Origin of the sequence: Schaalia odontolytica (assembly GCF_031191545.1) — a bacterium.
In the GTDB taxonomy this organism is placed as follows: domain Bacteria; phylum Actinomycetota; class Actinomycetes; order Actinomycetales; family Actinomycetaceae; genus Pauljensenia; species Pauljensenia odontolytica.
Map to the genome: position 1 here is coordinate 1,822,021 of NZ_CP133472.1, position 23,840 is coordinate 1,845,860.

The following is a 23,840-nucleotide window of genomic DNA, read 5'->3' on the forward strand; positions in this document are numbered from 1 at the left end:
GTGGTTGGGGCGCGCGAGTGCGTGGCCCGGCCTTGCTGTTGGGGGAGTATGAGTGTGAACCGTGTCGCCGTGCACCTGAGTGGTAGTGTGTGGCCATGACGAGGGATAGCCAGTACTCATGGCCGCGCTTTTTTATGGAACTAGCGGACAAACTGCTCGCCTTCAAGGAAGATCGGCAGGCTCTCATTGCGACGTTGCAGCATGTCTACGCCGAACTCGGTATGGACCTGCCGACGCTTGACTCCGGCGGTATTCCGACGGATATTGATCCTTTCACGGTCTACGGCCTCTTCAATCGAGGCCTCACAGACAATAAGCGCCGGGTGGTTGCCCTCGGAATTGGTGGTGCTCTCGGCGTGCAGGCCCCTCTGCATGATGATTTTGTCGGGGTCCCCGTCCTGCTGAACATCAACGCGACCTTCTACGACCAGGTGCGTAGGGACGATGGGGATATCGAAAGGCTGTGGGACTTGTTTGCGGTTGCGCTGGCCTACGCGGATCAGTCGACTGAACAGACAGAAGCAGTGTTCCGTCACGCCTACGATGCAGTTCTTCAACAGCGCCATGCTAGCTGGAACGTCACGATGGGACTCTTCTGGATTCGCCCATACGCCTACGTCAACCTGAGCTCGCGAGACCGATGGTTCCTCGCGCTGCCCGACCGGATGCCTTCATCGGTTCGTTCTGTGCTGGCGTCGATAAAGAAAGTGCCCGGATCTGCTGAATACCTGCGGATTCGTGACAGCATTCTGTCGGTGTTGAAATCCGGAACCTACAAGTACGCATCGTTCCCCGAGCTTTCGGCATACGCGTGGCGCGTTTCCGAACAGGTCAACCGTGAGAAAAAAGACTCTGACAAAGAGAAGGAAGAAGTTACCCAGGAGGCTGCCCTGGGGGACGCCGACGTGGAGACCGTGCGCTATTGGCTCTACGCCCCCGGCCGGGGCGCCTGCATGTGGGACGAGTTCTACTCGCGCGGAATCATGGGACTGGCATGGGGCGAGATAGGGGATCTGACTGCCTACGCACATAAGGAAGATCTGAAGGCGCAGATGCTCCAGACCTATCCCGAAAACGGTACCCAGAAGAACGACATTCACGCCCTGTGGCAGTTTGCGAACGAGATGAAGCCGGGCGATGTCGTTTTCGTGAAGAAGGGACGTTCAGAGATTCTCGGGCGAGGAATTGTTGCGGGTGACTACGTCTACGATCCGGAGGGCGGCCACTACCCGAACTGTCGGGAGGTCCGCTGGACGTCCGCAGGAAACTGGCCAATCGACGAACGACTGGCAATGAAGACTCTCACCGAGATCACCGACTACCCTGAACTCCTTTCTCGCATTGAGACGTTCTTCGAGGACAGTGACGACGACGTTGAGAGTGAGGAACCGCTAGTAATCTTCCCGGAGTACTCCGCCGGGCAATTCCTCAACGAGGTCTATATGTCCGAGGAACGCTACGACGTGATCGTGGGTCTACTCAAAACAAAGAAGAACATCATCCTGCAGGGCGCACCCGGCGTCGGTAAAACCTATGCAGCCAAGCGCCTCGCCTATTCGATGATGGGCGTCAAAGACGTTTCGCGCGTCAAGCTCGTTCAGTTCCACCAGAGCTACTCTTACGAGGATTTCATCGAGGGGTATCGTCCCTCTGGCGCGGGGTTCGAGCTTGTCAAGGGTGCGTTCTATTCCTTTTGCAAGAAGGCCGCCGATGACGAGGAGAACGACTACTTCTTCATCATCGACGAGATTAACCGCGGTAACCTCTCCAAGATCTTTGGCGAGCTGTTCATGCTCATCGAGAGTGATAAACGCGGACCGAAGAACAAACTCCAGCTCCTCTACTCACGCGAATTGTTCAGCGTTCCCGCTAACGTCCACATCATCGGCATGATGAACACGGCGGACCGCAGCCTCGCCATGCTCGACTACGCGCTGCGCCGCCGCTTCGCATTCGTTGAACTGTGCCCCGCCTTCGACTCCGACGGCTTCCGCGACTACTGCTCCGGCCTCGATAATCCGAGGTTCGAGGCCCTGGTACGCGAGGTGGAATCCCTCAACCGTGAGATCGCGGAGGATGAGTCTCTCGGTGAGGGCTTCTGCATCGGACACAGCTACTTCTGCAACATGAAACCTGAGACCTGCACCGACGCGTCCCTGGCCTCGATCGTGGACTACGAGCTCATTCCGATGCTCAAGGAATACTGGTTTGACGAGCCCGGCAAGGTCCGTGAGTGGAGCGACAGGCTGCGTAGGTCCCTGCGGTGATTCGCGTCCGCAACGTCTTCCACATGCTCGCCTACGCCTTCTCGGCGCTGCGCGAGCAGGGCTACCGCGCCGTGGCCACGGAGGACTTCAACAACGCCGCCGAGCTGTGCGCCGCCATCCTTGAGCGTGGCGTGTCCCTGCAACTCAAACGAGGCCTCGGGCAGGAGTACGTGAGCCGGACCGAGGCGCGCTCCTCACTGCGCGGAAAAATCGAGGTCACAGAGTCCGTGAAATCGCAGGCGATCCTACGCCGACAGCTCGTGTGCTCCTACGACGAGTTCAGCGTCGACACGACGATGAATCGCGTCATCAAGGCGACGGTCGCGCTGCTCGTGCGTTCGGATATCTCGAAGGCTCGCAAGAAGAGCCTGAAGAAGCTCATGGTTTTCTTCGCGGACGTGTGCGAGATCGACCTGCACACCGTCGACTGGAACATGCGCTATGACCGCAACAACCGCACCTACCGCATGCTGATGGCCGTATGCTGGCTCGTCGTCAAAGGGCTGCTTCAAACCCAGAGCAACGGCAGCGTGCACATGATGGATTTCTTCGACGAACAGTGCATGAGCCGTCTGTATGAGAAGTTCATCCTCGAGTACTACCGTAAGGAACACCCGCACCTGCATGCCAGCGCCTCGTTCATCGACTGGGTGCTCGATGACGGGATTTCGGATGGCCTACCCGCCATGCGCAGCGACATCACGCTGAGCGCTCGCGGCCGTGTGCTCATCATCGACGCGAAGTACTACGCGTCCACGATGCAGAGCAACTTCGACAAGAGGACCGTGCATTCAGGGAACCTGTACCAGATCTTCGCGTACGTGAAGAACAAGCAGGTGGCCCTCGAGCGCGCGGGGGAGAGCGCCGAGGTTTCGGGCATGCTCCTCTACGCCGCCACCGACGAGGACATCCAACCCGACGCCACCTACCGCATGAGCGGCAACCGCATCAGTGCAACGACGCTCGACCTGGACTGCCCCTTCGAGGAGATTCGTGCGCAGCTGGACGGGATCGTGGCTTTGGTGACTGCTCCGTCAGGGGTAGGGCCGTAGGATGGGTGTCTATGGGTATCCAATGGCACAGGTACGTTGATGGGGCATCCGCATGTCTTGGCAAAAGCGTCGGGAGAAAGGAGTAACAGGCATGACAAACGAGGCAGCGCGTGCGGCGGCATCCACCACCGCCCGGATCGTGTGGGCCACGGCTGACAAGTACCTGCGCAACGTCGTCGAACCGCAGGAGTACGGTGATTACATCTTGCCGTTCACGGTCCTGCGTCGTCTCGAGTTTCTGTTAGAGGACACGAAGGAAGACGTCATTGAGTTCGTCGAGGCACGTAGCGGGATGCCGCTGATCCTGATCGATATCGCGGTCGCTGAGGGTTTTGGCTTGAGTGTCTATAACGTCTCCCCGTTGAATCTGGCGCACATTGCGTCAGTGGACCATAACGTGGACAAGGGGGTGCTGAGCTACGTCAACGGTTTCTCGCACAACATCGCGGATATCTGGACCGCGTTCGAGTTTCCGAAGTTGGTCGAAAAGCTGAGTGCGGCGAATCGCCTGCTTGCAGTGGTTAAGCACTTCTCGACGCTGTCGCTGGGATCGACGAGCGTTGAGGACTCGATGATGGGTGACATCTTCGAGGATGTCATGTATCGGGCCTTCGATAAAAAAGGGGAAGGCTGCGGGTGCTTTCTATACGCCGCGTGATGCGATCAAGCTGATGGTTGACGTGCTTTTCGCTGCCGATGCGGAGTCGCTCGTGGGGGAGGACGTGCTGCGCTCGATCTATGAACCTTTCAGTCCGACTTGGATACAAAATGGCGGCACGGTTGCGCTCGCGGCGTGAGTGGTTCAAATGGGAGGCCATTGGTTCAGTTCAGGGAAAATGAGGTACTAGGGTGAAGATTTGCTGTGTGGAAGGGTGCGGCCAACCCGGAGCGTTTACTACTCGCACGCGGCCGACGTGGTGTCTCGATCACCTCCATCAGCTTTACTCTCAGGGTGGCCTTACCTTGCTTGAAGAGTTCACCAAGGCGTCTGCCTACTTGCTGACTCGGTGTTCGCGTTGCGGCTTTGAGGGGCACTACCGCTTCGAATATGTTCTTGAGCGGTTGCAAGCCGATGAACTTGTTTGCCGAGCTTGTTACTGGCGTGCCTGGGTGAAGGGAGCCCGCGCCATGTCGGGCTGTTCCGATCAGCCCGTGGAGATATCTTCCGTCAAGAAGAACGCCGAGGCTCATGGCTACACATATCTGGGGCCACTGACTAATCCCAGCTTGGAGGATGATCCTCATGCCACGCGCTGCAATTTCTGCGGCAGGATCGAGGCGCAACGCAATGGAGATATTGGTTGGGGTTGTCCCTGTCGACGGAACCCGAAGTCTGCAACTGCAGGAACCAATAAGGCCCGAGGTGCTAACCTCCTCAAGAACTCCCGTAACCGAGCTGTCGAATGGTGGGCTCACGACCGCAATCCGGAATCCCTCTGGGACACAGCTACATTAAAAGCGCGCCGAGAAGCATGGTGGACCTGCCCTGAAGGGCATTCGTTCAAGGCTCGCATCCTAGATGTTACAAATGACTATTTCTCCTGCCCTGAGTGTCAGGAGATTCGACGGGTCGCCTGGGAAGAGAAAAGAGCTTCTTTTGCAGGTAAGACTATCGCTGATGTACCCGAGCTGCTGGCCGCTTGGGACGACGACCTCCCTCCTGAGAGTGTTCGAGTCGACGAGAACCACTGGGGTTCGGGCTATAGATTCCGGTGTCCTTCTGGTCACCGAAACACGCGCCAACCTCTCAGCTATCTGTTTGGGGGCTGTTCTGCTTGCAAGGCGATTAAGACCAGGAAAGCAAATGCGGATGCTGCGGCAGCTGATCCCTCCGCGAGCAGGTTGACACCAGAGATCAGCAGCCAGTGGCACCCCACCAAGAATGGCGATTTGCGCCTTGCAGACGTCTCTCCCGAGTCTCGTCGCATTGTCTGGTGGCGAGACCCTGTCTGCGGACATGAGTTCCAAGCCACTCCCCGAGAACGCGATAAATATGAGCGGTATCGCTGTCCTGTGTGCCATACCATCCTTGATTCGCTGGCATACCATTATCCAGAGGTTGCCGAAGAATGGTCACCAGACAATCCGCTCTCGTCGTGGGAGATCCGTCCGAACACCTCGCAGCTAGCTGAGCCGCCCCTTTGGGTATGCAAGAACGATCCGGCTCACAGGTGGCGGGCTATGCCAGCAGCGCGAGTCAATGGGTCGCAATGCCCGGAGTGCATCGAAACAGGAAAATCTCGGATCGAGACCGAATACCATTCGGCAGCCCTTGCGCACTGGGGAAACGCGAAATCTGGTTCCCGCATTCATTCTGCAAAGTTCCAGGCTCACTCTTCCTGGACTGTTGATATTTGCGTGGATCTTCCATCCGGGAAACAGCTCGCCATCGAATATGACGGCTCGTACTGGCATCGCGACAAGGCCGACGTTGATCGCGTCAAGAGCTTAGATCTCCTTGCAGACGGGTTCATTGTTGCTCGACTCCGTGAAGCCCCACTCCCTTCGCTGAACATCGCACACCCGAACTACCGGGAGATCAACGTATACCCCGGCGCTCAAGACCCTGTACACGATGTCGCAGTTATTGCTGAGATGATCACTTCTTGAGTGAGATCGCCTGCGACCTTCCATCCCTGAACTGAACGTGATGGTGGCGTCGACGTTGACTTCGGCGTGGTCGACGAGGGTGTGCCATAGGTATGGGGTGAACTCGATGCTGGCCGGATCGAGGGTGGCGAGTTGTTCCTTGTAGTAGCGGTAGGCGGCTTGCCGGTTGTCGAGGTCGCTTGTCTGGTCGAGGAGCCGGCGGTACTCCTCTAGGAGGGTGGCGTGTTCGCTGGTGAGTTTGTCGAAGCGGCGCTGGTATACGGCTTGGTCTTGGGCGACGCGGGCGTTGCGGGCGAAGAGCTGGTCGGCTTCGATATGTAGGTCGGTGGTGTCGAGTTCGGCACGCACCGCCTGGTCGACCAGCTCGTCGACCTGGTCCCGGCTGGCGATGAGGTGGTGGACGGCGTCGAGGAACGCTGCCGTGACCTGCTCTTTGCTGACGTGCGGGGTCGTGCATCGGGCCGGAGGGGTGAAACCGGCTCCTCCAACCCCCGAATGGCCATGATTTACTGCCTCGCCAAGGCCCTTGACCTCTACCCGCAACCCCCGACCAACACCCGGTCACCCACACTCAACTCGGAAGAGCCGGTAAATGTGGCGGAAGGTGACGTGGTGGAGTTTCGGTTCAGCACGTAAGTATTTCCTGATGTTCAGACTTGCCTTCAGTGACAAAGTTGAAGGGAAAGCGGGATGCAGCGGTCGCAGATCGCAGCCAACTGGACGTTTGCGAGCCTGCAGCAGTAAAAAAGCAGGTCAAAGACCTAGCGCCTTTGGGGCTAACGGTGCTCAAGTGAGCGGTTTGCGTGATCTCACGCACACTTGTACTGTAACTATCTCGAAATGTGTCCAACAGGTGCGGTAGGATTTCTTTGTAAATATCCGTGAGGATTCGGCTTTTCGCCATGTCCTTCATCCGTCGTTTTCTCATCCCATTTTCAACGTGGAAGGTCCGTGCATGCAGACATCGACAAGCAGCCTGCTACTGAAGGCAGTGAGATCGAGGCTGACCGGCGTTGCCGTCACCCTCCTGGCGGCCCTGGCTATGGTGGCCCACGGGCTGGCAGCGCCAGCAGTGGCCGCTGTCAACCCTCAGATCGAGGTGACCGACCTGAGCCTGACCAAGGTGAATGCTGCCAACGAGGAGCAGAGCGGTGAGCTCTACGTGAAGGGCCTGACGCTGCTCACATTCAACTGGGATGCCTCGAAAATAACGCCGAAGGAGGGTGACTCCTTCGCAATCGGCTTGCCTGCGGAGTTCAAGTTCCACTCGACTTTTGCGGTACCCATGAAGTACGGCGATCAGACGGTGGGTCAGTGTACCGTCGCAGGCGACACTCTGACTTGCGCGTTCGACGCTGGGATCACGCCGCTGGTCCAGGCTGGAAACAAGGACATCCGAGGGACCGGAAAGTTTCAGCTCGGTGTCGTTTCGCACACGAGCAAGGAAGAGCTGCCCTTCATCATCAACCGTGACAAGACCGTCAACGTTGATCTCCCGGGGACTGGCGGCATCCCCAAGCCCACAAGTTCCTACCGTCCGGACATACAGTTCTACAAGAGCTACATCGGAGTAATGAAGGAAGGGGACACTGAGACGAACTGGTACTTCAACTTCGGTGGGCCGACCTTCATGAAAGCGCTCGGCGTGACCTTCGATGGCCAGACGGAACAGACCATCACCTTCAAGGATACGCTCGGCGCGGGCATGACTTGCCCGATGACGTCGATCCACCTCACTGCCATCGAATCTGAGGAAAACCCCTCGCAATGGGTCCTCCTGGACAAAGGACCCGAGGCAGGGGCAACGACCGGTGCGCAGGGGACCTTCGAGGTCACTGGTGAGTGCGAGCAGATGGAAGCCGATGGAACGACTCCGATTACCATCGTAGCCAAGGGCCCTTTCAGGGCAAAGACGAACTATTCAATCTCCTACAAGACTCTCTTCGTCGGCGGGACGGCGCTTCCGGGAACCGACTACACCAACAGTATTTTGGTTGAAGGAACCAAGTTTAGATGGAAGAAGACTACGAATTTCACTGTGGCGGGGTCCGTCGAGGTTGAGATGCGGCAAGGTGAGGGTACCTTCAGTGTCATAAAGACGATCGCCTCCGACTATGTCCAACACGTAGATGCAGACGTCAGCTTCAAGGTGACCTTCGACTATGAGCTTCCTGCGGGCACCACGGTAGACAACTACCCGAAATGGACGCCGCCTACGAACGAAGACCAGAGCAGCACGCTCAATTCTGACAAGCGCACCGGCACGGCCACGATGGTTGTCAAGCGGGGCCAGGAGACTAGCTTCGCTACACCGTTCCCAATGGGTACGACGATCACCAACCTGCGTGAGGACACCTCGACGGCCAACCCCACTCTGCCTGCCGGCTACGTGTGGAAGGACCCGAAGTTCACCATCGGTGCCGGTGCTGGCACGAGCCTGACGATCGAAGACCAGAAGACCACGAAGGTCGACCTGTTGAATACCGTCGGAGCTGCCGACAATGGATTCCAAGTGATCAAGACAGCCAGCGGTGCCGAGGGGGCGGACGCGAAAAAGTACTCCTTCACGTACACGTGCACCCTCCCGGACAAGACCGAGAAAAAGGGACAGATCACGGATGTCTTGGGTAACTCGACCCCCGTGTCCAGCCCTGAAAAGTTCCCGGTCGGCACCACCTGTGTGGTTACTGAAGACACCGAAGGGGCCGGCATCGACGGCTACACCCTCGACCCAGTGGGCCATGACGCCCAGAACGTGACGATCGGCCTGGTTAGCGAACCGACGGTCGCCGCCACCTTCACGAACACCTACACGCTCAACAAGGGTTCCTTCTCGGTGAAGAAGGTCACTAAGGGCGCTGCCTTTACTGGTGCCGACAACAACTTCACCGTGCAGTACGCGTGCACGCACGGCTCGGTGGCGCTCACTGAGGAACAAAAGGCTGGCACCCTGACGCTGACGGGTAACGGCACCGCGGTCCAGAGCCCCTCCCTTCCCTTCGGTACTTCCTGCACCATCAAGGAGAACGCCGACACCGCGCAGCGCGCAGGATACGCCGTGGCCACGGTATACTCCGCAGGCCAGGTAACCGTGGCGACTGCGACCCCGAACCCTGAGGTGACGGTGACTAACACCTATACGCCTCTCAAGGGTGGTTTCGTGATCTCCAAGACCGTGGACGGTGACGGAGCCGAACTAGCCAAGGACGCGCGTTTCACCTTCGACTACACGTGCACGCCGACCTCCGGCGTCGCCCAGGTGAAGGGAACGGTAGATATCAAGGGCGGCGAGAACCACGCTGTCTCTGATGTCCCCGTCGGTTCGTGCTCCGTCTCCGAACGTGATGCCACGATCAATGGTGCCAGCCTGAGCACTGTTCTCACAGTTGACGGCTCTGCCAACGGTGTGAACAACGGCACCGCGGTCTTCGACGTGATGGACAACGCTACCGTCAAGGTTGCTGCCACCAACACCTACGTGCGTGATCGTGGCTCCTTCTCAGTCGCGAAGGCGGTTGTGGGCGGTCAGGATTCTTTCGTGCAGGACACGTTCGTTTTCGACTACGTGTGTGCGGATGGCGCCGAGGGGCGCCTTGACGTTCCGGGTGATGGCACGATCGTGGAGGGTCCGCGAGTGCCTACGGGCACGGCATGCACGCTGAGTGAGCGCGCTCAGACGGCAAACCGCGACGGTTACACGGTTGCGTCTGAGCTGTCCAATGACGGTAAGGTCACCATCACTGACAAGGACGTGGTGGTTGCCGTGAAGGCGACGAACACGTACACGCCGGTGCCGACGCCGAAGCTTCCCGCCAAGCCGCTGGCCAAGACGGGCGCTTCGAGCGTCGTGGTGGTCGCCATTGTCGTTTCCTTGCTGGTAGGGGCCGGTGGTGTCCTTATCGCGATGAAGCGTCGCCGTCGCGACGATCTGTGATGTCGCGGGGCCGCAGCGGCTGTTAACAGCTTGCTGAGGCAAAGAGTGAGCGCCCTCATCCCACTGCACGGGGATGGGGGCGCTCGCCTACGCGTCTGGAATACTGGCGGCGCAATGAATTGAAAGCGTTGTAGCTGCAGCCAACCCGCGGGGAGCCGTCCGGGAGACAAGGAAAGAATGAATAGTCTTAAGAGACTTGCGAGCCTGCAATTGTCTTGAGGTAGTGTGCTTTCCTTTTGCTAGCGCCGAAATTGTTGAGCGCTCTGAGCGGTTCTTCATCGGGTGCGTTGTTTCCACGCTCGAAACCGCAGCCAGGGATTGTCGTTGTTTCTGGGAGGCGGACGCGCCCCTATGGTAGGAAGCGATCGGCCAAGCCGTTTCCTCGCGACTCGGCTGGAAAGATCATCAGCTTTTCCAAGCGAAGCGCAGATGTGCGGTGCTTATCCTGGGCGTGCTGGGGAGCGTATCGTGGCCTTAGGAATCCTCCTCAATACGGCTACTGACGAGAAAGGGCAGCCCGGCTTTACCTACCGCACGAGTGGCAACCAGATAGCCGCGTGAACACTGGATTTGGATCGGGCTTTCGATGAGATCCGCGCACAGCTGGATGGGATTGGGCCGGCGCAGTTCCCGAGGTAGTGAACCGTCTCTCAAAAAAACTCCGACGAGGTCGGGGCTGGGTGTGCACTTTTGTGCGGTTTCGGGAATGTGGCTGGGAGGATGTGCGTGATGGTTGTGCAGCATTCTTGGTGTTTCGTGTCGGTTCTGAGCGTATTCTGACGGGTAAGGGTCCGCCCCCAACGGCGGGGGTGGACCACCACGCATCTCATCATGGAGGGTGCACCATGGAGAACTCATCCCTGTCCGATCGACCCAATAGCGAGGAAGACGATGTGGTCTTCCGTGACTCGGGCTCGGGTCGCGAGCAGTCCTAGCTCGACCGTGAGCTGCCTGCTCGGGCTGCCACCCACACGCGGGGAGCGCGTCCCCAGGTTCGTTCCTGGATGCGTGCAGGTGCTGGTGATTGGGGTATCCGCATCGCCGTTGTGGGGCTGGTGATTGGTGGCTTCTTCGCCATCTACATCAACGGCGTCAATGAGGGCTGGTGGCACCCCTGGGGTCACACACCCACCGTCACAACCACAGGCCCCACAGCGGCACCTACACCCGCGCCCTCGAGTGAGCCCGCCATGTCGGGCGGTTACCGGATCGGCCCCGACGGCGTGCTGGTGAGACCGGCCGAGTATGCGGCAGAGAGCTACCCCAAACCCGTTCTCCCCGAAGCCGCCAAAGAAAACACAGAACGAGGCGCAGAAGCAGCCGCCGAACACTACCTCGCACTGCTGGTCTACGCGTGGAACACCGGCGATACACAACCACTCGCAGACATGTCAGACGCCAAATCAGATTTCGCTAACACCTACATCACCAACATTGACGATCTCTACAACGGTGGATGGTCCTATGGAACGTCTTCTAGGATTACGGATGTTCATCGCGTCGAACCGGTTCCAGCAAATGGTACAGACATTCCAGATAATTCCATTCTCGTTAAGTTCCATATTGTTTCCATTGATGGAATCAAATGCCAAGGAGTTCGAACAAAGGAACAGACACCCGAGTACGGTTCGACACTGTCCTTAATTTTCACATGGAGAGAAGGAAAGTGGGTTGAAATTCAAGGGCGGGTGATCCGGGATGAATAGCAAATCTAGGCGCTTGGTTGCAATACTAAGTCTAACAGCAACATTTGTAACATCTTTGATGGCAAAAGTTACATATGCAGAAATACCTTGGGATTCAAACTTCGACACAACGACTGAGAATGACACTGCTACGATTAGCGGTTCAATTGGAGGACGGGAATCCACCCAAGGAGCAAGTTCATATAATCATAATCACTCCGACGATGTTCCTATGCTGACGAACTCTGCTTCTGCGGGGCCTGGGGCGCTGGCTTATGCCAATGATGATCTGTGTGATGGCACGACGTCGCACACCGAGACGTTGCCTGACGGGACCGAGTCTGAGCCATTTGTGTGCGCACACTTCTCCCGCGCAGGCACCACTGCCCCCGCCGGGTACGTGCCCACCACGCGCGAGATCTTGTACTACGCCGCCACGACCATCCACGCCGACGGCGCTGGCCTGCACAAGCGCCCCACCGACGTGTCCTACACCAACAAGTACGTGCCCACGCTCGTGGCCGCCACCCACCCCACACAAACCCACACCATCAACCTGCTGGGCCACGACATCACCATCACCCTGACAGCCACGAACTACCAGTGGAGCTGGGGAGACGACACCCCAGACCTCGTCACCACCTCGCCGGGAACCCCCTGGCGCAAGGGCATGGACCCCAACACCGACCCCGCCCTCATCCGCCACTACTACACCCCACCAAACGGCTGGCGCTCCCGATTCGACGGCCCCTACCCCAACGCCACGCGCACCATCACCCTGACCACCACCTGGGCAGGCACGGCCACCAACCCCTTCACAGGAGACACCCAAACCATCAACGGCCTGGTCACCACCACCGAAACAACAGGCCCATTCCCCCTGGGTCACCTCCTCATCAGTAACACCGACACCTGGGAAGAAAGCCAAGGACATTAGGCAGTTGCATGGATAATCGCTGAAACTGACTAGATCCATAGTGATACGATGCTCGTGTCGTTTGCCTTATAGGTGAGTGAAGCTACTAGCCCAATCGGGTGAAAAACCCATCTCGTTGACTGACCGTAGAGTGAGTTGATCGTAATCGTCGTGCACCAAGTTGCTCAGTTTGCGTGCCCAGCTTGTGCCGGGTGAGATGTTATGCAGCATGAAACCCATGACGAGAAGCGCTCCGAAAACTTTGTCGCTTTGTCCTTCGGGAAGAGGACTTAATCTGTCGATAGTGCGAAATGCGACGGTCGATACCGGCAGAAGGTTTCTATTGAACAGACGTCCGTGGTGAGCACAAACATTACGTACCACTGTCAGCTGTTCGCACCATCGAGCTAAGGGATCCCGTGTGTAGTACTTCTTCCGGTGCTTTCCCTTCAATGCCGTAGGCTCGACGATAAAGCCGAAGCTACGTGATATCTCGTGTTGTGCGTTGATGGGGAGTCCAGCGTAGAGCTTCGAAATGTCGGCGAAGTCGAGTGTTTCAGCGAGTACCCAAAATGGGTACCCCTCGTACTTGTCTGTGTAGTGCCTGATTGCAGCATTATTGCCCTCAGCGCGCTGGATGCGCCTGCGAGCAGTTTTCAGCCACGTTTTGTGATCGAAGTCTGGGCGGAATAGGTTCTTTTCTTGATGTGCTAGTGGCCCGTGGGTGACGATCCACTCGCCGACGCGGGTGCGCAATGCGATTTCAATGCGTTCGATGCCATCATGGACGAGGGTGCGTAGCTTGCGGTCGAACTCGTACAAGTCGGCTACTTCGCTGAAGGTTGACCCCGGTACAAAGGTGTCGGCGCGGGCTGGTGTTCTGGGGGCCGACTGAAGTTGCTCGCGATATGGGTACCAGTAGCCGGACAGTCGGTAGTAGGAGACACTGCGAAGCCACTGTTGCGCGAGATCGATATCCACGTGCATGCCTCGCTCAGACAAGATGCGGATCTGTTCGTCAATAGTAGTCGGATCTTTGACATGCTCGTCCATACCATCTGACCTTCCAGATAGAAATCCAGCCCGTCCACTCCAAGGGAGCGGCGGGCTGAACGGTTAACTGAAGTTTACAACGTTGTCCGTTTCGGACTCAAGTCCTCCTGTAGTCCTCCTGTCTGTTGTACGTGAACTCACGCACTCAACGGACGAGGCCGGGCTGAGTGTGCACGTTTGTGCGTTTCTTGGCTTTTGGGTGGGAGGATGTGCGTGATGGTTGCGCAGCATTCTTAGTGTTTCGTGTCGGTTCTGCGCGTACCCTGACAGGTAAGGGTCCGCCCCCAACGGCGGGGGCGGACCACCACGCATCTCACCGTGGAGGGCGCACCATGGAGAACTCACCCCTGTCCGATCAACCCACCAGCGAGGACGACGCTGCAGTCTTCCCTGACTCGGGCTCGCGACGCGAGCAGTCCTCGCACGACCGTGAGCTGCCCGCTCGGGCTGCCACCCACGCGAGCCCGAGGGGAGCGCGGACCCAGGTTCGTTCCTGGATGCGTGCAGGCGCGCTTGATTGGGGTATCCGCATCGCCGTTGTGGGGCTGGTGATTGGTGGCTTCTTCGCCATCTACATCAACGGCGTCAATGAGGGCTGGTGGCACCCCTGGGGTCACACACCCGCCGTCACAACCACAGGCCCCACAGCACAGCCAACCGCCGCGCCCACAGGATCGAGTGAGCCGGCCATGTCGGGCGGTTACCAGATCGGCCCCGACGGCGTGCTCGTGAGACCGGCCGAGTATGCGCCAGAGACCTACACCAAACCCGAACTACCCGAAGCCGCCAAAGAAAACACAGAACGCGGCGCAGAAGCAGCGGCGGAGCACTACCTCGCACTGCTTGTTTACGCGTGGAACACCGGAGACACGCAGCCATTCGCTGATATGTCGGCTAGTGACTCGAAGTTCGCGCATGAGGTTACGCAGAAGATCAATGATCTCTACGGTAATGGTTGGGCATATGACAATAGCTCTGTTGTGGAGCGTGTTCTCAAGCTTGAGCCTACAGAAGCAGCGGATGAGGAGAGCGCTTCCAATGCGGTGAATGTTGTTTTCGCTATCAACTCATCGGACGGGACGATCTGCCAGAACAAGAACATCTATCTTCGCGATCAGAAATACCATTCCATCTTCGCGTTAGTGATGACGTGGGAGAACGACCGGTGGGTTGTGACTCAAGCAGGAATGGAAAAGACGAATGCTTAAGAAATTCCTCCGCTTCTCTCTATCGACAGCCCTAGCTCTTTTGTCGTTCGTATTCACTACCGAGTCGGCGACTGCCGAAGAACCCGGTCTCCCGCCGTTCTATGAAACAAATGCGCATGACGATACCATCGCGGTACTCCTGAGGGAAGGAATCAAACAATATGACCCGGCCACTCAGGCAAGTAACGAATCGCCAACTGATGACACAATTCGTCAGTCGAACTCTGCTTCTGCGGGGCCTGGGGCGCTGGCTTACGCCAATGATGATCTGTGTGACGGCACAACGTCGCACACCGAGACGCTGCCTGACGGGACCGAGTCTGAGCCTTTCGTGTGCGCACACTTCTCCCGCACGGGCACCACTGCCCCCGCCGGGTACGTACCCACCACGCGCGACATCTTGTACTACGCCGCCACGACCATCCACGCCGACGGCGCTGGCCTGCACAAGCGCCCCACCGACGTGTCCTACACCAACAAGTACGTCCCCACACTCGTGGCCGCCACCCACCCCACACAAACCCACACCATCAACCTGCTGGGCCACGACATCACCATCACCCTGACAGCCACGAACTACCAGTGGAGCTGGGGAGACGACACCCCAGACCTTGTCACCACCTCACCGGGAACCCCCTGGCACAAGGGCATGGACCCCAACACCGACCCCGCCCTCATCCGCCACTACTACACCCCACCAAACGGCTGGCGCTCCCGATTCGACGGCCCCTACCCCAACGCCACGCGCACCATCACCCTGACCACCACCTGGGCAGGCACGGCCACCAACCCCTTCACAGGAGACACCCAAACCATCAACGGCCTGGTCACCACCACCGAAACAACAGGACCATTCCCCCTCTCCCACCTCCTCATCAGTAACACCGACACCTGGGAAGAAAGCCAAGGCCACTAAACGTGGCCCGCGCAAACGCCTACGCCACCACCATGCCCACCGTGCCCGCGCACATGAGGGCGAGGCCGATCAGGTAGCGGGGCGTGAAACGCTCGTGAAACGCCACGGCTGAGACGGCGACGGTCACGAGGATCGACAGCTTATCGATGGGCACCACGACCGAGGCGGGCCCATCCTTCAGCGCGTGATAGTAAGCAAGCCACGACGCGCACGTTGCAGCGCCCGACGCGACGATAAACGCCAGCTCGCGACCCGGAATCGACCGCACCTCACCCAGACGCCCCTGCGCTCCCACGATCACCCACGCCATCGCCAGCACCACCAGCGTGCGCACCGCCGTCCCCAGGGTGGCGTCCACCCCGCTGACACCGACCTTCCCGAGGATCGAGGTCAGTGCCGCAAAAAACGCCGACGCGAGCGCGTAGACCAGCCAGCTCCCGCCCTCGCGCAGCGCTCGAGGAAGGCTCGATAACTCAGTGGGTTCCACCATCAGAAGCGTCCCCGCCGTGATCGCGATAATCCCGGCCGTACCCCACAAGCTCACTGGCTCGCCCAGCAAGACGAGTGCGAGGATGATCGCCAGGACCGTCGACAGCTTGTCGATCGGTGCCACGCGGGACACATCCCCTCGAGACAGCGCAGCGAAATAGCACAGCCACGAGGCCCCCGTCGCCAACCCGGACAACACCAGGAACAGCGCAGAAGTCCCGTCGACGGACGCAACGCCGGAAGCCGTTCCCGTCAGCGCCGCCATGCCCCACGCCCCCGCGGCCACGATGGCCGTGCGCAGCGCCGTCGCAACCGTCGAACTCGTCGAGGCGACCCCCGCCTTCGCCAGTACGGCAGTCAGACCCGCAAACAGGGCTGACAGGGCGGCGGCGAGAACCCACATGAGAACAGAGTACGTCCGTTCCCGACGTCCTCACAGCCGAGCATCATGACGGTGTGCCATGAACGTTATCAGGGACGAAAACTGGGTTATAGTTGTCATGTATCCAAGCCTCGTTGTGAGGCGACAACGACGTGTAAAGGACAACGATGAGCGATAGCATCAACGACCTTGGTGCCAACGGCGAATTCGACGAAGACGGCCGCGAGATCGTGATCGACACGAGCGGCGAAGCCGACCTGAACGACTCAGTGCAGGAAGATGTTGAGGAGCTGCGCGAAACGCTGGCGCAGCAGGACTCGGAGGCCGAAAAGTACGCGATCGAGTTCCTCAAGAAGGTCGTGCGCATCCGAGGCGTGCGCATCACCCGCGACGAGTTCCTGCGTCAGGAGCTGCGCAAGCTCCACATGGGAGACGAAGCGATTGCGAGCGCGGTCGACTCGAACCCGGTGCTCGCCGGCGTCTCGCTCGAACAGCTCGACAAGCTCGCAGAGGACATCATCTCCTTCGAGACGAACAAATCAGCGGCCATGTCGTTTGCGGCGGGCCTTCCCGGTGGTTTTGCGATGGTCGGGACGATCCCCGCCGACCTCACGCAGTACTACGTCCACGCCTTCAGGATCATGCAGAAGCTCGCCTACCTGTACGGATGGCGCGAACTCATCAGCGACATGGACGAGGTGGACGATGAGACAATCGGGGTCCTCGCGGTGTTTTTCGGCGTCATGCTGGGGGTTGGTGGTGCAGCCCAGTCGCTGACAATGTTCGCACGCACGGTGGCCATGCCGGCGCTTCAGAAGCAGATCACGAAGCAGGCACTGACGAAGACCTCCTGGTACCCGGTTATGAAGCATTGCCTGCGCTTCATCGGCATCAACCTCACGAAGAAGACCTTCGCACAGGGGGTGTCGAAGGCGATCCCGCTGATTGGCGGCGTCGTGTCGGGAAGTATGACCTTCGTGTCGCTCCAATCCCAGTCCTCTCGCCTCAAGAATCACCTGCGCGAACTGCCGCCTCCCGGAGTGGACGCCGAGGTCTGGAAGCAGGCGGTCATCGACGCGACTCCCGACGACGAGGAGCCAAGCGTGCTCGACAGCGCCCAGCAGGCGCTTGAGAGCACGACTCAGGCCGTCGCGAGTGGAGCGAAGACGGCGGCCACAGGTATCGCCGAAGGAGCGATGACCGCGGCTTCCGGCATCGCCGGCGGCGTGAAGGGGTTCTTCGGTCGGCGCAAGTAACGACGCTGAGTGACGAGGCCGGGACCGGGTGGGCGTTGACGCGGCGCTCAGCCCCGGCCTCGTCAATCCCGGGCCGAGGGGAGCAGATACCCGCTAGAGTGGGTCCACATGTGCGCGTCGTCGGCGTGCAGCCAGGTAAGGAGGAACGCGATGTTCGATAGAAAGCAAGCCCGTGGCCAGGATGTTGAGGCGCGCGGAGGCTCCTCCAGGAACGAACACGAGGCAGAAGGCCGCGCACTCGAGTTCCTCAAGAAGGTTGTACGTATCCCGGGTGTGCGCATCAACCGCGACGAGTTCTTGCGCCAGGAACTGCTCAAGCTGGGCACGAACGACGACGCGATCAGGCGAGCCCTCGACTCCGACCCCGCGGCGGTGGGCGTTACGCTGGCGGAGCTGGACAAACTCGCGGACGAGGCGATTTCCTACGAAACGAACAAGTCGGCGGCGCTCTCCTTCGCCGCGGGCATTCCTGGCGGTTTCGCGATGCTCGGCACGATCCCCGCCGACCTCACGCAGTACTACGTGCACGCGTTGCGGATCATGCAAAAACTCGCCTACCTGTACGGTTGGCGCGACCTACTGGGCGAGGACGGCGAGGCCGACGACGACACGATTAGCCTGCTCGCGCTGTTTTTCGGTGTCATGCTGGGGGTGGGCGGTGCCGCTCAGTCCCTGACGGCGTTCGCGCGCGTGGCCGCAAAGACCGCCTACCAGAACCAGGCGGCTAAACGCGCTCTCATGAGCATCGGCTGGTACCCGGTCATCAAATACAGCCTGCGCATCATCGGTATCAACATCACGAAAAACAGCCTCGCCAAGGGCTTCTCGAAGATCGTCCCCCTTGTCGGCGGGTTCGTATCCAGCGGCTTGACCTTCATGGCGCTCCAGTCCCAGTCCTCCCTCCTCAAGGAGCATCTGCGCAAGATTCCGCCTCCCGGCGTTGACGCCGAGGAATGGAATCAAAGCCTCCGCGACGTATCCCATAGGACGCGGGCTGCGGACACGGTTGAGACCATCGAGAGGAAGGGCCTGCGCGGTAAGGCGCGCGTCGTCGTGGTCGGCGTGAAGAGTGCGGCATCGGGCATCGCCGATGGTGCCACGAGCGCCGCTTCCACTATCGCCGGCAGCGTCAAGGGGCGCATCGGTCGGCGTAAGTAACGAGGCCCGGGCTGAGGCCGCACTTGACTGTGACGCTGCGCCCCGGCCTTGTTGGCGTGTCTACCCGGCCACTGTTTGCCCTCCCTGCGCGCCGGACAGCGGGCAAACCTGCCACCATATCCGGGTGAATGAGACAATGACATCGGCCCTGGCCTCGTCCCTGACGGAGGCGGGCCCGCTGATCCTGCAGGCTTTCGCCTGGGACATGGCACCGGACTCGAGCCACTGGCGCTACCTCGCCCAGCACGCCCAGGAGATTGCGGACCTGGGCGTCACCATCATCTGGCTGCCTCCTGCATTCAAGGGGCAAGCCGGCATCAACGACGTTGGCTACGGCGTCTATGACCTGTACGACCTGGGCGAGTTCGACCAGAAGGGTTCCGTGCCCACGAAGTATGGGACGAAGGACGAATACCTGGACGCCATCGATGCCCTGCACGAGGCGGGTATCGCCGTTGCGGCCGACATCGTGCTCAACCACCGCATGAGCGCTGACGCGTCTGAGACCGTGCTCGCCACGCCGATCAACCCGCAGGAGCGCCATGAGGCCATCGGCGAACCCGAGACCATCGAAGCGTGGACCCGCTTCACCTTCCCCGGCCGCGCGGGGACCTACTCGGATTTCACCTGGGACTGGACGTGCTTCCACGGCATCGACTGGGATGCGGCCACCCAGCGCAAGGGCCTGTGGCTCTTCGAGGGCAAGCAGTGGAACGAGTCCGTCGACACGGAGTTTGGTAACTACGACTACCTGATGGGCTGCGACGTACACGTCACGGAGCCTCGGGTCAGCGAAGAGCTGGACCGATGGGGCGCATGGTATGTCGAGACCACCGGCGTGGACGCGCTGCGCCTGGATGCCGTCAAGCACGTGGGTTCCGACTTCTACGCGCGCTGGCTCGAGGACCTGCGCACCTCCACGGGCCGCCTGCTGCCCGCAGTCGGCGAGTACTGGAGCGGGGACGTGCGCGAGCTCGAGGACTACCTCCAGCGGGTCCCCAACGCGATGCTCTTCGATGTGCCATTGCACTACCACCTCCACCAGGCATCAGTCTCGGACGGCAACGTGGACCTCTCTCGCCTGTGGGAGAACACGCTGACGGCCTCCCACCCGGACAAGTCCGTGACTTTCGTCGAAAACCATGACACCCAGCCCGGCCAGTCCCTGGCCTCCACGGTCGCATCCTGGTTCAAGGCGGCCGCATACGCCCTCATTCTCCTGACCGAGGCCGGGGTTCCCTGCGTTTTCTGGGGTGACCTCCTGGGCACCCCGGAGACCGGCGACCTACCCGCCGTACACGAGTTGCCGATCCTCATGGAAATCCGCGCTCGGGCCGCCGTTGGCCCGCAACACGGCGCTTTCGATCATCCCGACGTGGTCGGCTTTGCCCGCGAAGGCATGGGCGAGATCCCCGGCTCCGGCTGCGCCGTCATCCTCTCCGATCGAATGGGCGCTGAGAAGACACTCTATGTGGGGCAGCGTCACGCAGGCCAGGAGTGGGAGTGCATCATCGGAGGCCACGCGAGCGTGCGCGTCGCCGACGATGGGACCCTCACCGGAGCGGTCAGCGACGGCGGCCTCAGCGTCTACGTGCCGCGCGCCTGAGCGCACAACAAGCCCCGGCCTCGTCGATGGTGACGAGGCCGGGAAAAATTGACGCACGTGCGCTACTCCTGGGTGCCGCCCAGGGCGGGGATGCGTTCGATCTGATCCTTGAAGAAGGCCTCAGCCGACGCGACGAAACGCTCAATGCTGGTCGACACCTGCGCGTCCGTCAGGCCATAGCGGGCTGTCACGAATTGTTCGGCGCACAGGCGCTGACGGCCGTCGTCCAGCGAGGCCACGTAGACCTTGGGCCACGTGGTGGCACCGTTCCAGTCGTTGCACGCCTGGATGAGGCGCTGGCGAAGCTCCATCGACACGTCCTCGGGGATCGCGGCCCACATGCTCAGGTCCGTGCCATCGTTGGCGATCGAGAAGATGAAGTAGCCGCGCCCAATACCCATGTGCAGGCTCTGGTCCTCCACCCTGTAGTTGAAGTCGTTGCGATCGAAGTAATCGATGAGCCTGCGGACCTCGAGGGGGCGCACGACCGTGCGGCGCTGAATAGCCGCCTTGCACTCGGCGATGATCTCCGGAGCGTCCTCGTTAGACGGGTCCATGGCAACGCACTGCTCCAGGTAGGTCAGCGCGCTCTCTTCTTGGTCCTGCCAGTACAGGGCCGTACCGATTCGGTAGTACCAGCGCGGGTCCGCCATACCCTCAGCTTCGACGCTGCGCAGCAGCTCGGTCGCGTGCTTGATGTGGTCGCGGAAAGAGTCCATGTAGGGCTGCGCGTAGTTGATGTAGGCGCGAGCTAGCAGGCTCGTTAGCTCATAGTCCATCGCCGAGGGAGGTTGTCCTTCGATGAGCGCGATGATTTTTTGGTGTTCCTTCTCCTCGTGCAAGAGATTAATCTGGTCGATGAGCGACGAGCGAGAATCCACGGAATCTCCTTCAAACGATGTCGAATATGACTGCCTGGTCACAAGCATAACAGGGCGCGCGCAAGCGTCGAATCCCCTGAGGAAGCGCTTGCTGTGTAGGCTGACAGAATGAACCAGATCGGTATGAATGACGACAGCGTGAACGATGGCCTGCGTGCGCGCATGAGCGAGGCCGACGCCGCCCGGTGGGACGAGATTCAACGGTGGAAAGCTGCTCAGCTGAGCTACAAGCGTCCCCGCGTCATCACCGAGAAGATGAAGTCCGCTGCCCTGGCTCCGGTGGGCAAAGCAGTGTCCATCGCCCGCAAGGTCCCGGGGGGCGAAGCTCTGACCCGAACCGTTTCCTCCGCGGCCCTCGGGCTCGTTGAGTTGGCGGCTTCCGCGTCCGAGGCCTCGGTGCGTCGCAAGCGTATCCTCAAGGCCTACCGAACTGCAGGGCACGACGTGACACAGCTGCAGGACATCCGTGCGCTGTCCCTCGATCAGGTGCTCGCGGTCAAGCCACGCTTGAGCCTTGTGTACTCGGGCACGGCAGCGGCTGAAGGAGCGCTCAGCGGTGTCTTCGCTTCCGGAGGGACCGTCACCGCCATTCTCGGCATGGGCGTTGCCTCGGCACCCGGTGTGGGCGTCACAGCCTCGGCGATGGCCGTCGATGTGACGACCTTCCTTGCTGGGGCCACGCGTCTCGTCGCCCACACGGCCGCCTATTACGGCTACGACTCTGAGGATCCCACCGAGCGCCTGTTCTCCACGATGGTCCTCTCCCAGGCGATTGACCCCGCCGGCGCGGGGCGCGATTTCATCATTGAAAAGCAGGCGACCATGCTCGCGTTCAACAAGGTGATGCAGGATCTCGCTCAGCGTGGCTCCATCGAAACACTGGGAGGAAGCGTCATCGTCAGCGCCATGAAATCACTGTTCTCGGCGATGGGCGTGCGCCTGGCCACCCGTAAGCTCGCGCAGATTGTCCCCGTCGCCGGAATCGTTGTTAGCGCGGGCATGAACGCGGCACTCATGCGTGCCATCGGGGAAACAGCCGACCACCTCTACAGGGAGCGCTTCCTCGCGGAGCGCTACGGACAGGTGGAGGCAAGCGGCGCGTCGACGGACCTCGTGCCCTCGACCGGCTCCCGGGGGTTCAGCGACGACGTCGCGCGTTTCGTCGAGCTCGCCGAGGCTGAGAGCCGCTAGACCGAGAGCCCGTGGCCGCTTGTTGAGGCCGCGAGGTGCGCACTGGAATCTGGTGGTCCGGGGGACGTCGGTCTCTCCGGAGGTCCACCCGGCGGAGGTGCGGCTGCTTCGCCGCCATGTAGTCTTGGGAGACAAGGAGTGATCAGAACACATGAACAATACCAGCGAGGATACTGCCGACGACACCACCGATGTCATGCGTCAGCGCATGAGCGAGGATGATCGCGCCCAGTGGGACGCCATCCAGGAGTGGAAGGACAAGCAACTTCGTCCCAGCAAAGCTGGCGTTATCGTGCAGCGTATCCGTTCATATGTGCTTGCGCCCCTGACGCTGGTTATGAAGGCAGCGCGTAGAATCCCCGGTGGTGCCGCCCTGCTCGATGCCCTGGAGTCTCGCGTTCTCGGTGCGCTTGGTCGCGCAACGTCTGCGGCAGAGTCCTCCGTGCGTCGTGACCGCATCCTGAAGGCGTATCGCAAGGCTGACAATGACGTTGAGTGTCTGGAGGACATTCGCGGGCTGAGCCTGGACCAGATCCGCGCAGTGAAGCCGAATCTTGTCGTGGGTTATGCGAGCATCACCGCCACCGAGGGGGCGATTAGCGGAGTGCTCTCGTCCGGAGGATCTGTGGCAGCTCTCCTCGGACTGGGTATCGCTTCCGCGCCCGGTGTCGGCATCACGGCCGGTGCCATCTCGCTGGATGTCATCACGTTCTTGGCGTCGTCGTCCCGCCTGGTGTCTCACACGGCCGCTTACTACGGGTATGACACTCAGGACCCATCTGAGGTGCTTTTCTCCACGATGGTCCTATCGCAGGCGATCTCTCCGGCAAATGCGGGCGATGAGCTCGCCATGGAGAAGAAAACCTCGATGCTTGCTTTCAATAAAGTGATGAGTAAGCTCGCCAAGAGTGGATCAATGGGCACCGTCGGGAACAACGCGCTGAGCGCGTCGGTAAATTCCTTGTTTGCGACGCTCGGAGCACGTCTTGTTGGCTTGAAAATGGCCCAGGTCGTGCCGATCATCGGCATCATCGTAGGGATGGTGCTCAACGCCTCCCTCATGCGCACCATCGGCGTGACCGCCGATCACCTTTACCGTGAACGTCTTCTCATCGAGCGATACGGACAGGAAGACTCCGCGTCCGATCTCGAAGAAGCCGACGACGAGGAGGATCTGGATGCGGAAGTCGCACGCTACATCGAGCTGGCCAAGGCAGAGAATCGCGGCTAGCACGC

Annotated in this window: 18 protein-coding genes and 1 pseudogene; 15 read left to right on the top strand and 4 right to left on the bottom strand. The window is 60.1% G+C overall.

Features of this window, described 5'->3' with window-relative positions; translation table 11 throughout:
• Nucleotides 1-95 precede the first annotated feature (95 nt).
• The 5 genes and pseudogenes from RDV55_RS07815 to RDV55_RS10555 all read left to right on the top strand — a co-directional run.
• Nucleotides 96-2,267: a DUF8426 domain-containing protein gene (locus RDV55_RS07815; RefSeq protein ID WP_111823681.1), complete on the top strand. Its 2,172-nt coding sequence runs from the start codon at nt 96-98 to the stop codon at nt 2,265-2,267.
• Nucleotides 2,264-3,319 (top strand): 5-methylcytosine-specific restriction endonuclease system specificity protein McrC, encoded by a 1,056-nt coding sequence (mcrC, locus tag RDV55_RS07820; protein WP_111823682.1) that lies wholly within the window; start codon nt 2,264-2,266, stop codon nt 3,317-3,319. The genes RDV55_RS07815 and mcrC overlap by 4 nt, the downstream gene beginning before the upstream one ends.
• Before the next feature lie 91 nt (nt 3,320-3,410).
• Entirely contained in the window at nt 3,411-3,977 is a 567-nt protein-coding gene (locus RDV55_RS07825; protein WP_218017139.1) for a type I restriction-modification system subunit M N-terminal domain-containing protein, read from the top strand.
• A 13-nt stretch (nt 3,978-3,990) separates the two neighbouring features.
• Complete coding sequence (locus RDV55_RS07830) at nt 3,991-4,116, top strand: hypothetical protein (RefSeq protein WP_281267697.1); 126 nt, start codon at nt 3,991-3,993, stop codon at nt 4,114-4,116.
• A 331-nt stretch (nt 4,117-4,447) separates the two neighbouring features.
• Nucleotides 4,448-5,530 (top strand): annotated as a pseudogene (locus RDV55_RS10555) (zinc-ribbon domain-containing protein); the annotation flags it as partial.
• A gap of 237 nt (nt 5,531-5,767) precedes the next feature.
• Here the strand turns inward: RDV55_RS10555 and RDV55_RS07835 are convergent.
• A complete protein-coding gene (locus tag RDV55_RS07835; RefSeq protein WP_245907682.1) occupies nt 5,768-6,472 on the bottom strand; it encodes a hypothetical protein in 705 nt (234 codons plus the stop codon).
• A 412-nt stretch (nt 6,473-6,884) separates the two neighbouring features.
• Between RDV55_RS07835 and RDV55_RS07840 the strand changes: the two genes are divergently transcribed.
• The 3 genes from RDV55_RS07840 (at nt 6,885) to RDV55_RS07850 (ending at nt 12,485) form a co-directional block, all read left to right on the top strand.
• The gene (locus RDV55_RS07840) at nt 6,885-9,863 is read left to right on the top strand and encodes a DUF5979 domain-containing protein (protein ID WP_111823684.1); all 2,979 of its coding nucleotides are present in this window, start codon (nt 6,885-6,887) and stop codon (nt 9,861-9,863) included.
• A gap of 1,004 nt (nt 9,864-10,867) precedes the next feature.
• On the top strand, nt 10,868-11,569 hold the full coding sequence (locus RDV55_RS07845) for a DUF6318 family protein (RefSeq protein WP_309187893.1): 702 nt from the start codon (nt 10,868-10,870) through the stop codon (nt 11,567-11,569).
• A gap of 211 nt (nt 11,570-11,780) precedes the next feature.
• A complete protein-coding gene (locus RDV55_RS07850; RefSeq protein WP_245907683.1) occupies nt 11,781-12,485 on the top strand; it encodes a hypothetical protein in 705 nt (234 codons plus the stop codon).
• Between the two features lie 66 nt (nt 12,486-12,551).
• Here RDV55_RS07850 and RDV55_RS07855 read toward each other — a convergent pair whose 3' ends face one another.
• Nucleotides 12,552-13,517: an Abi family protein gene (locus RDV55_RS07855; protein ID WP_111823685.1), complete on the bottom strand. Its 966-nt coding sequence runs from the start codon at nt 13,515-13,517 to the stop codon at nt 12,552-12,554.
• Between the two features lie 497 nt (nt 13,518-14,014).
• Here RDV55_RS07855 and RDV55_RS07860 point away from each other — a divergent pair, with 497 nt between their 5' ends.
• Nucleotides 14,015-14,725, top strand: coding sequence for a DUF6318 family protein (locus RDV55_RS07860; protein ID WP_245907684.1), 711 nt, complete (start codon nt 14,015-14,017; stop codon nt 14,723-14,725).
• A 331-nt stretch (nt 14,726-15,056) separates the two neighbouring features.
• On the top strand, nt 15,057-15,641 hold the full coding sequence (locus RDV55_RS07865) for a hypothetical protein (RefSeq protein ID WP_309187894.1): 585 nt from the start codon (nt 15,057-15,059) through the stop codon (nt 15,639-15,641).
• A 19-nt stretch (nt 15,642-15,660) separates the two neighbouring features.
• Here RDV55_RS07865 and RDV55_RS07870 read toward each other — a convergent pair whose 3' ends face one another.
• Nucleotides 15,661-16,533 carry an EamA family transporter gene (locus tag RDV55_RS07870; protein ID WP_111823687.1) on the bottom strand — a complete coding sequence of 291 codons (873 nt, stop codon included), beginning with the start codon at nt 16,531-16,533 and terminating at the stop codon, nt 15,661-15,663.
• Nucleotides 16,534-16,679: 146 nt separating this feature from the next.
• Here RDV55_RS07870 and RDV55_RS07875 point away from each other — a divergent pair, with 146 nt between their 5' ends.
• The 3 genes from RDV55_RS07875 (at nt 16,680) to RDV55_RS07885 (ending at nt 20,532) form a co-directional block, all read left to right on the top strand.
• Nucleotides 16,680-17,768 (top strand): EcsC family protein, encoded by a 1,089-nt coding sequence (locus RDV55_RS07875; RefSeq protein WP_111823688.1) that lies wholly within the window; start codon nt 16,680-16,682, stop codon nt 17,766-17,768.
• 150 nt (nt 17,769-17,918) lie between these two features.
• On the top strand, nt 17,919-18,926 hold the full coding sequence (locus tag RDV55_RS07880; RefSeq protein ID WP_111823689.1) for a hypothetical protein: 1,008 nt from the start codon (nt 17,919-17,921) through the stop codon (nt 18,924-18,926).
• A gap of 118 nt (nt 18,927-19,044) precedes the next feature.
• Entirely contained in the window at nt 19,045-20,532 is a 1,488-nt protein-coding gene (locus RDV55_RS07885) for an alpha-amylase (RefSeq protein WP_111823812.1), read from the top strand.
• A gap of 62 nt (nt 20,533-20,594) precedes the next feature.
• Here the strand turns inward: RDV55_RS07885 and RDV55_RS07890 are convergent, their stop codons facing one another.
• Entirely contained in the window at nt 20,595-21,413 is an 819-nt protein-coding gene (locus tag RDV55_RS07890; RefSeq protein WP_111823690.1) for a type III secretion system chaperone family protein, read from the bottom strand.
• A 108-nt stretch (nt 21,414-21,521) separates the two neighbouring features.
• Here RDV55_RS07890 and RDV55_RS07895 point away from each other — a divergent pair, with 108 nt between their 5' ends.
• Nucleotides 21,522-22,604: an EcsC family protein gene (locus tag RDV55_RS07895; protein ID WP_245907685.1), complete on the top strand. Its 1,083-nt coding sequence runs from the start codon at nt 21,522-21,524 to the stop codon at nt 22,602-22,604.
• A 151-nt stretch (nt 22,605-22,755) separates the two neighbouring features.
• On the top strand, nt 22,756-23,835 hold the full coding sequence (locus RDV55_RS07900) for an EcsC family protein (protein WP_111823691.1): 1,080 nt from the start codon (nt 22,756-22,758) through the stop codon (nt 23,833-23,835).
• Nucleotides 23,836-23,840: the final 5 nt, after the last annotated feature.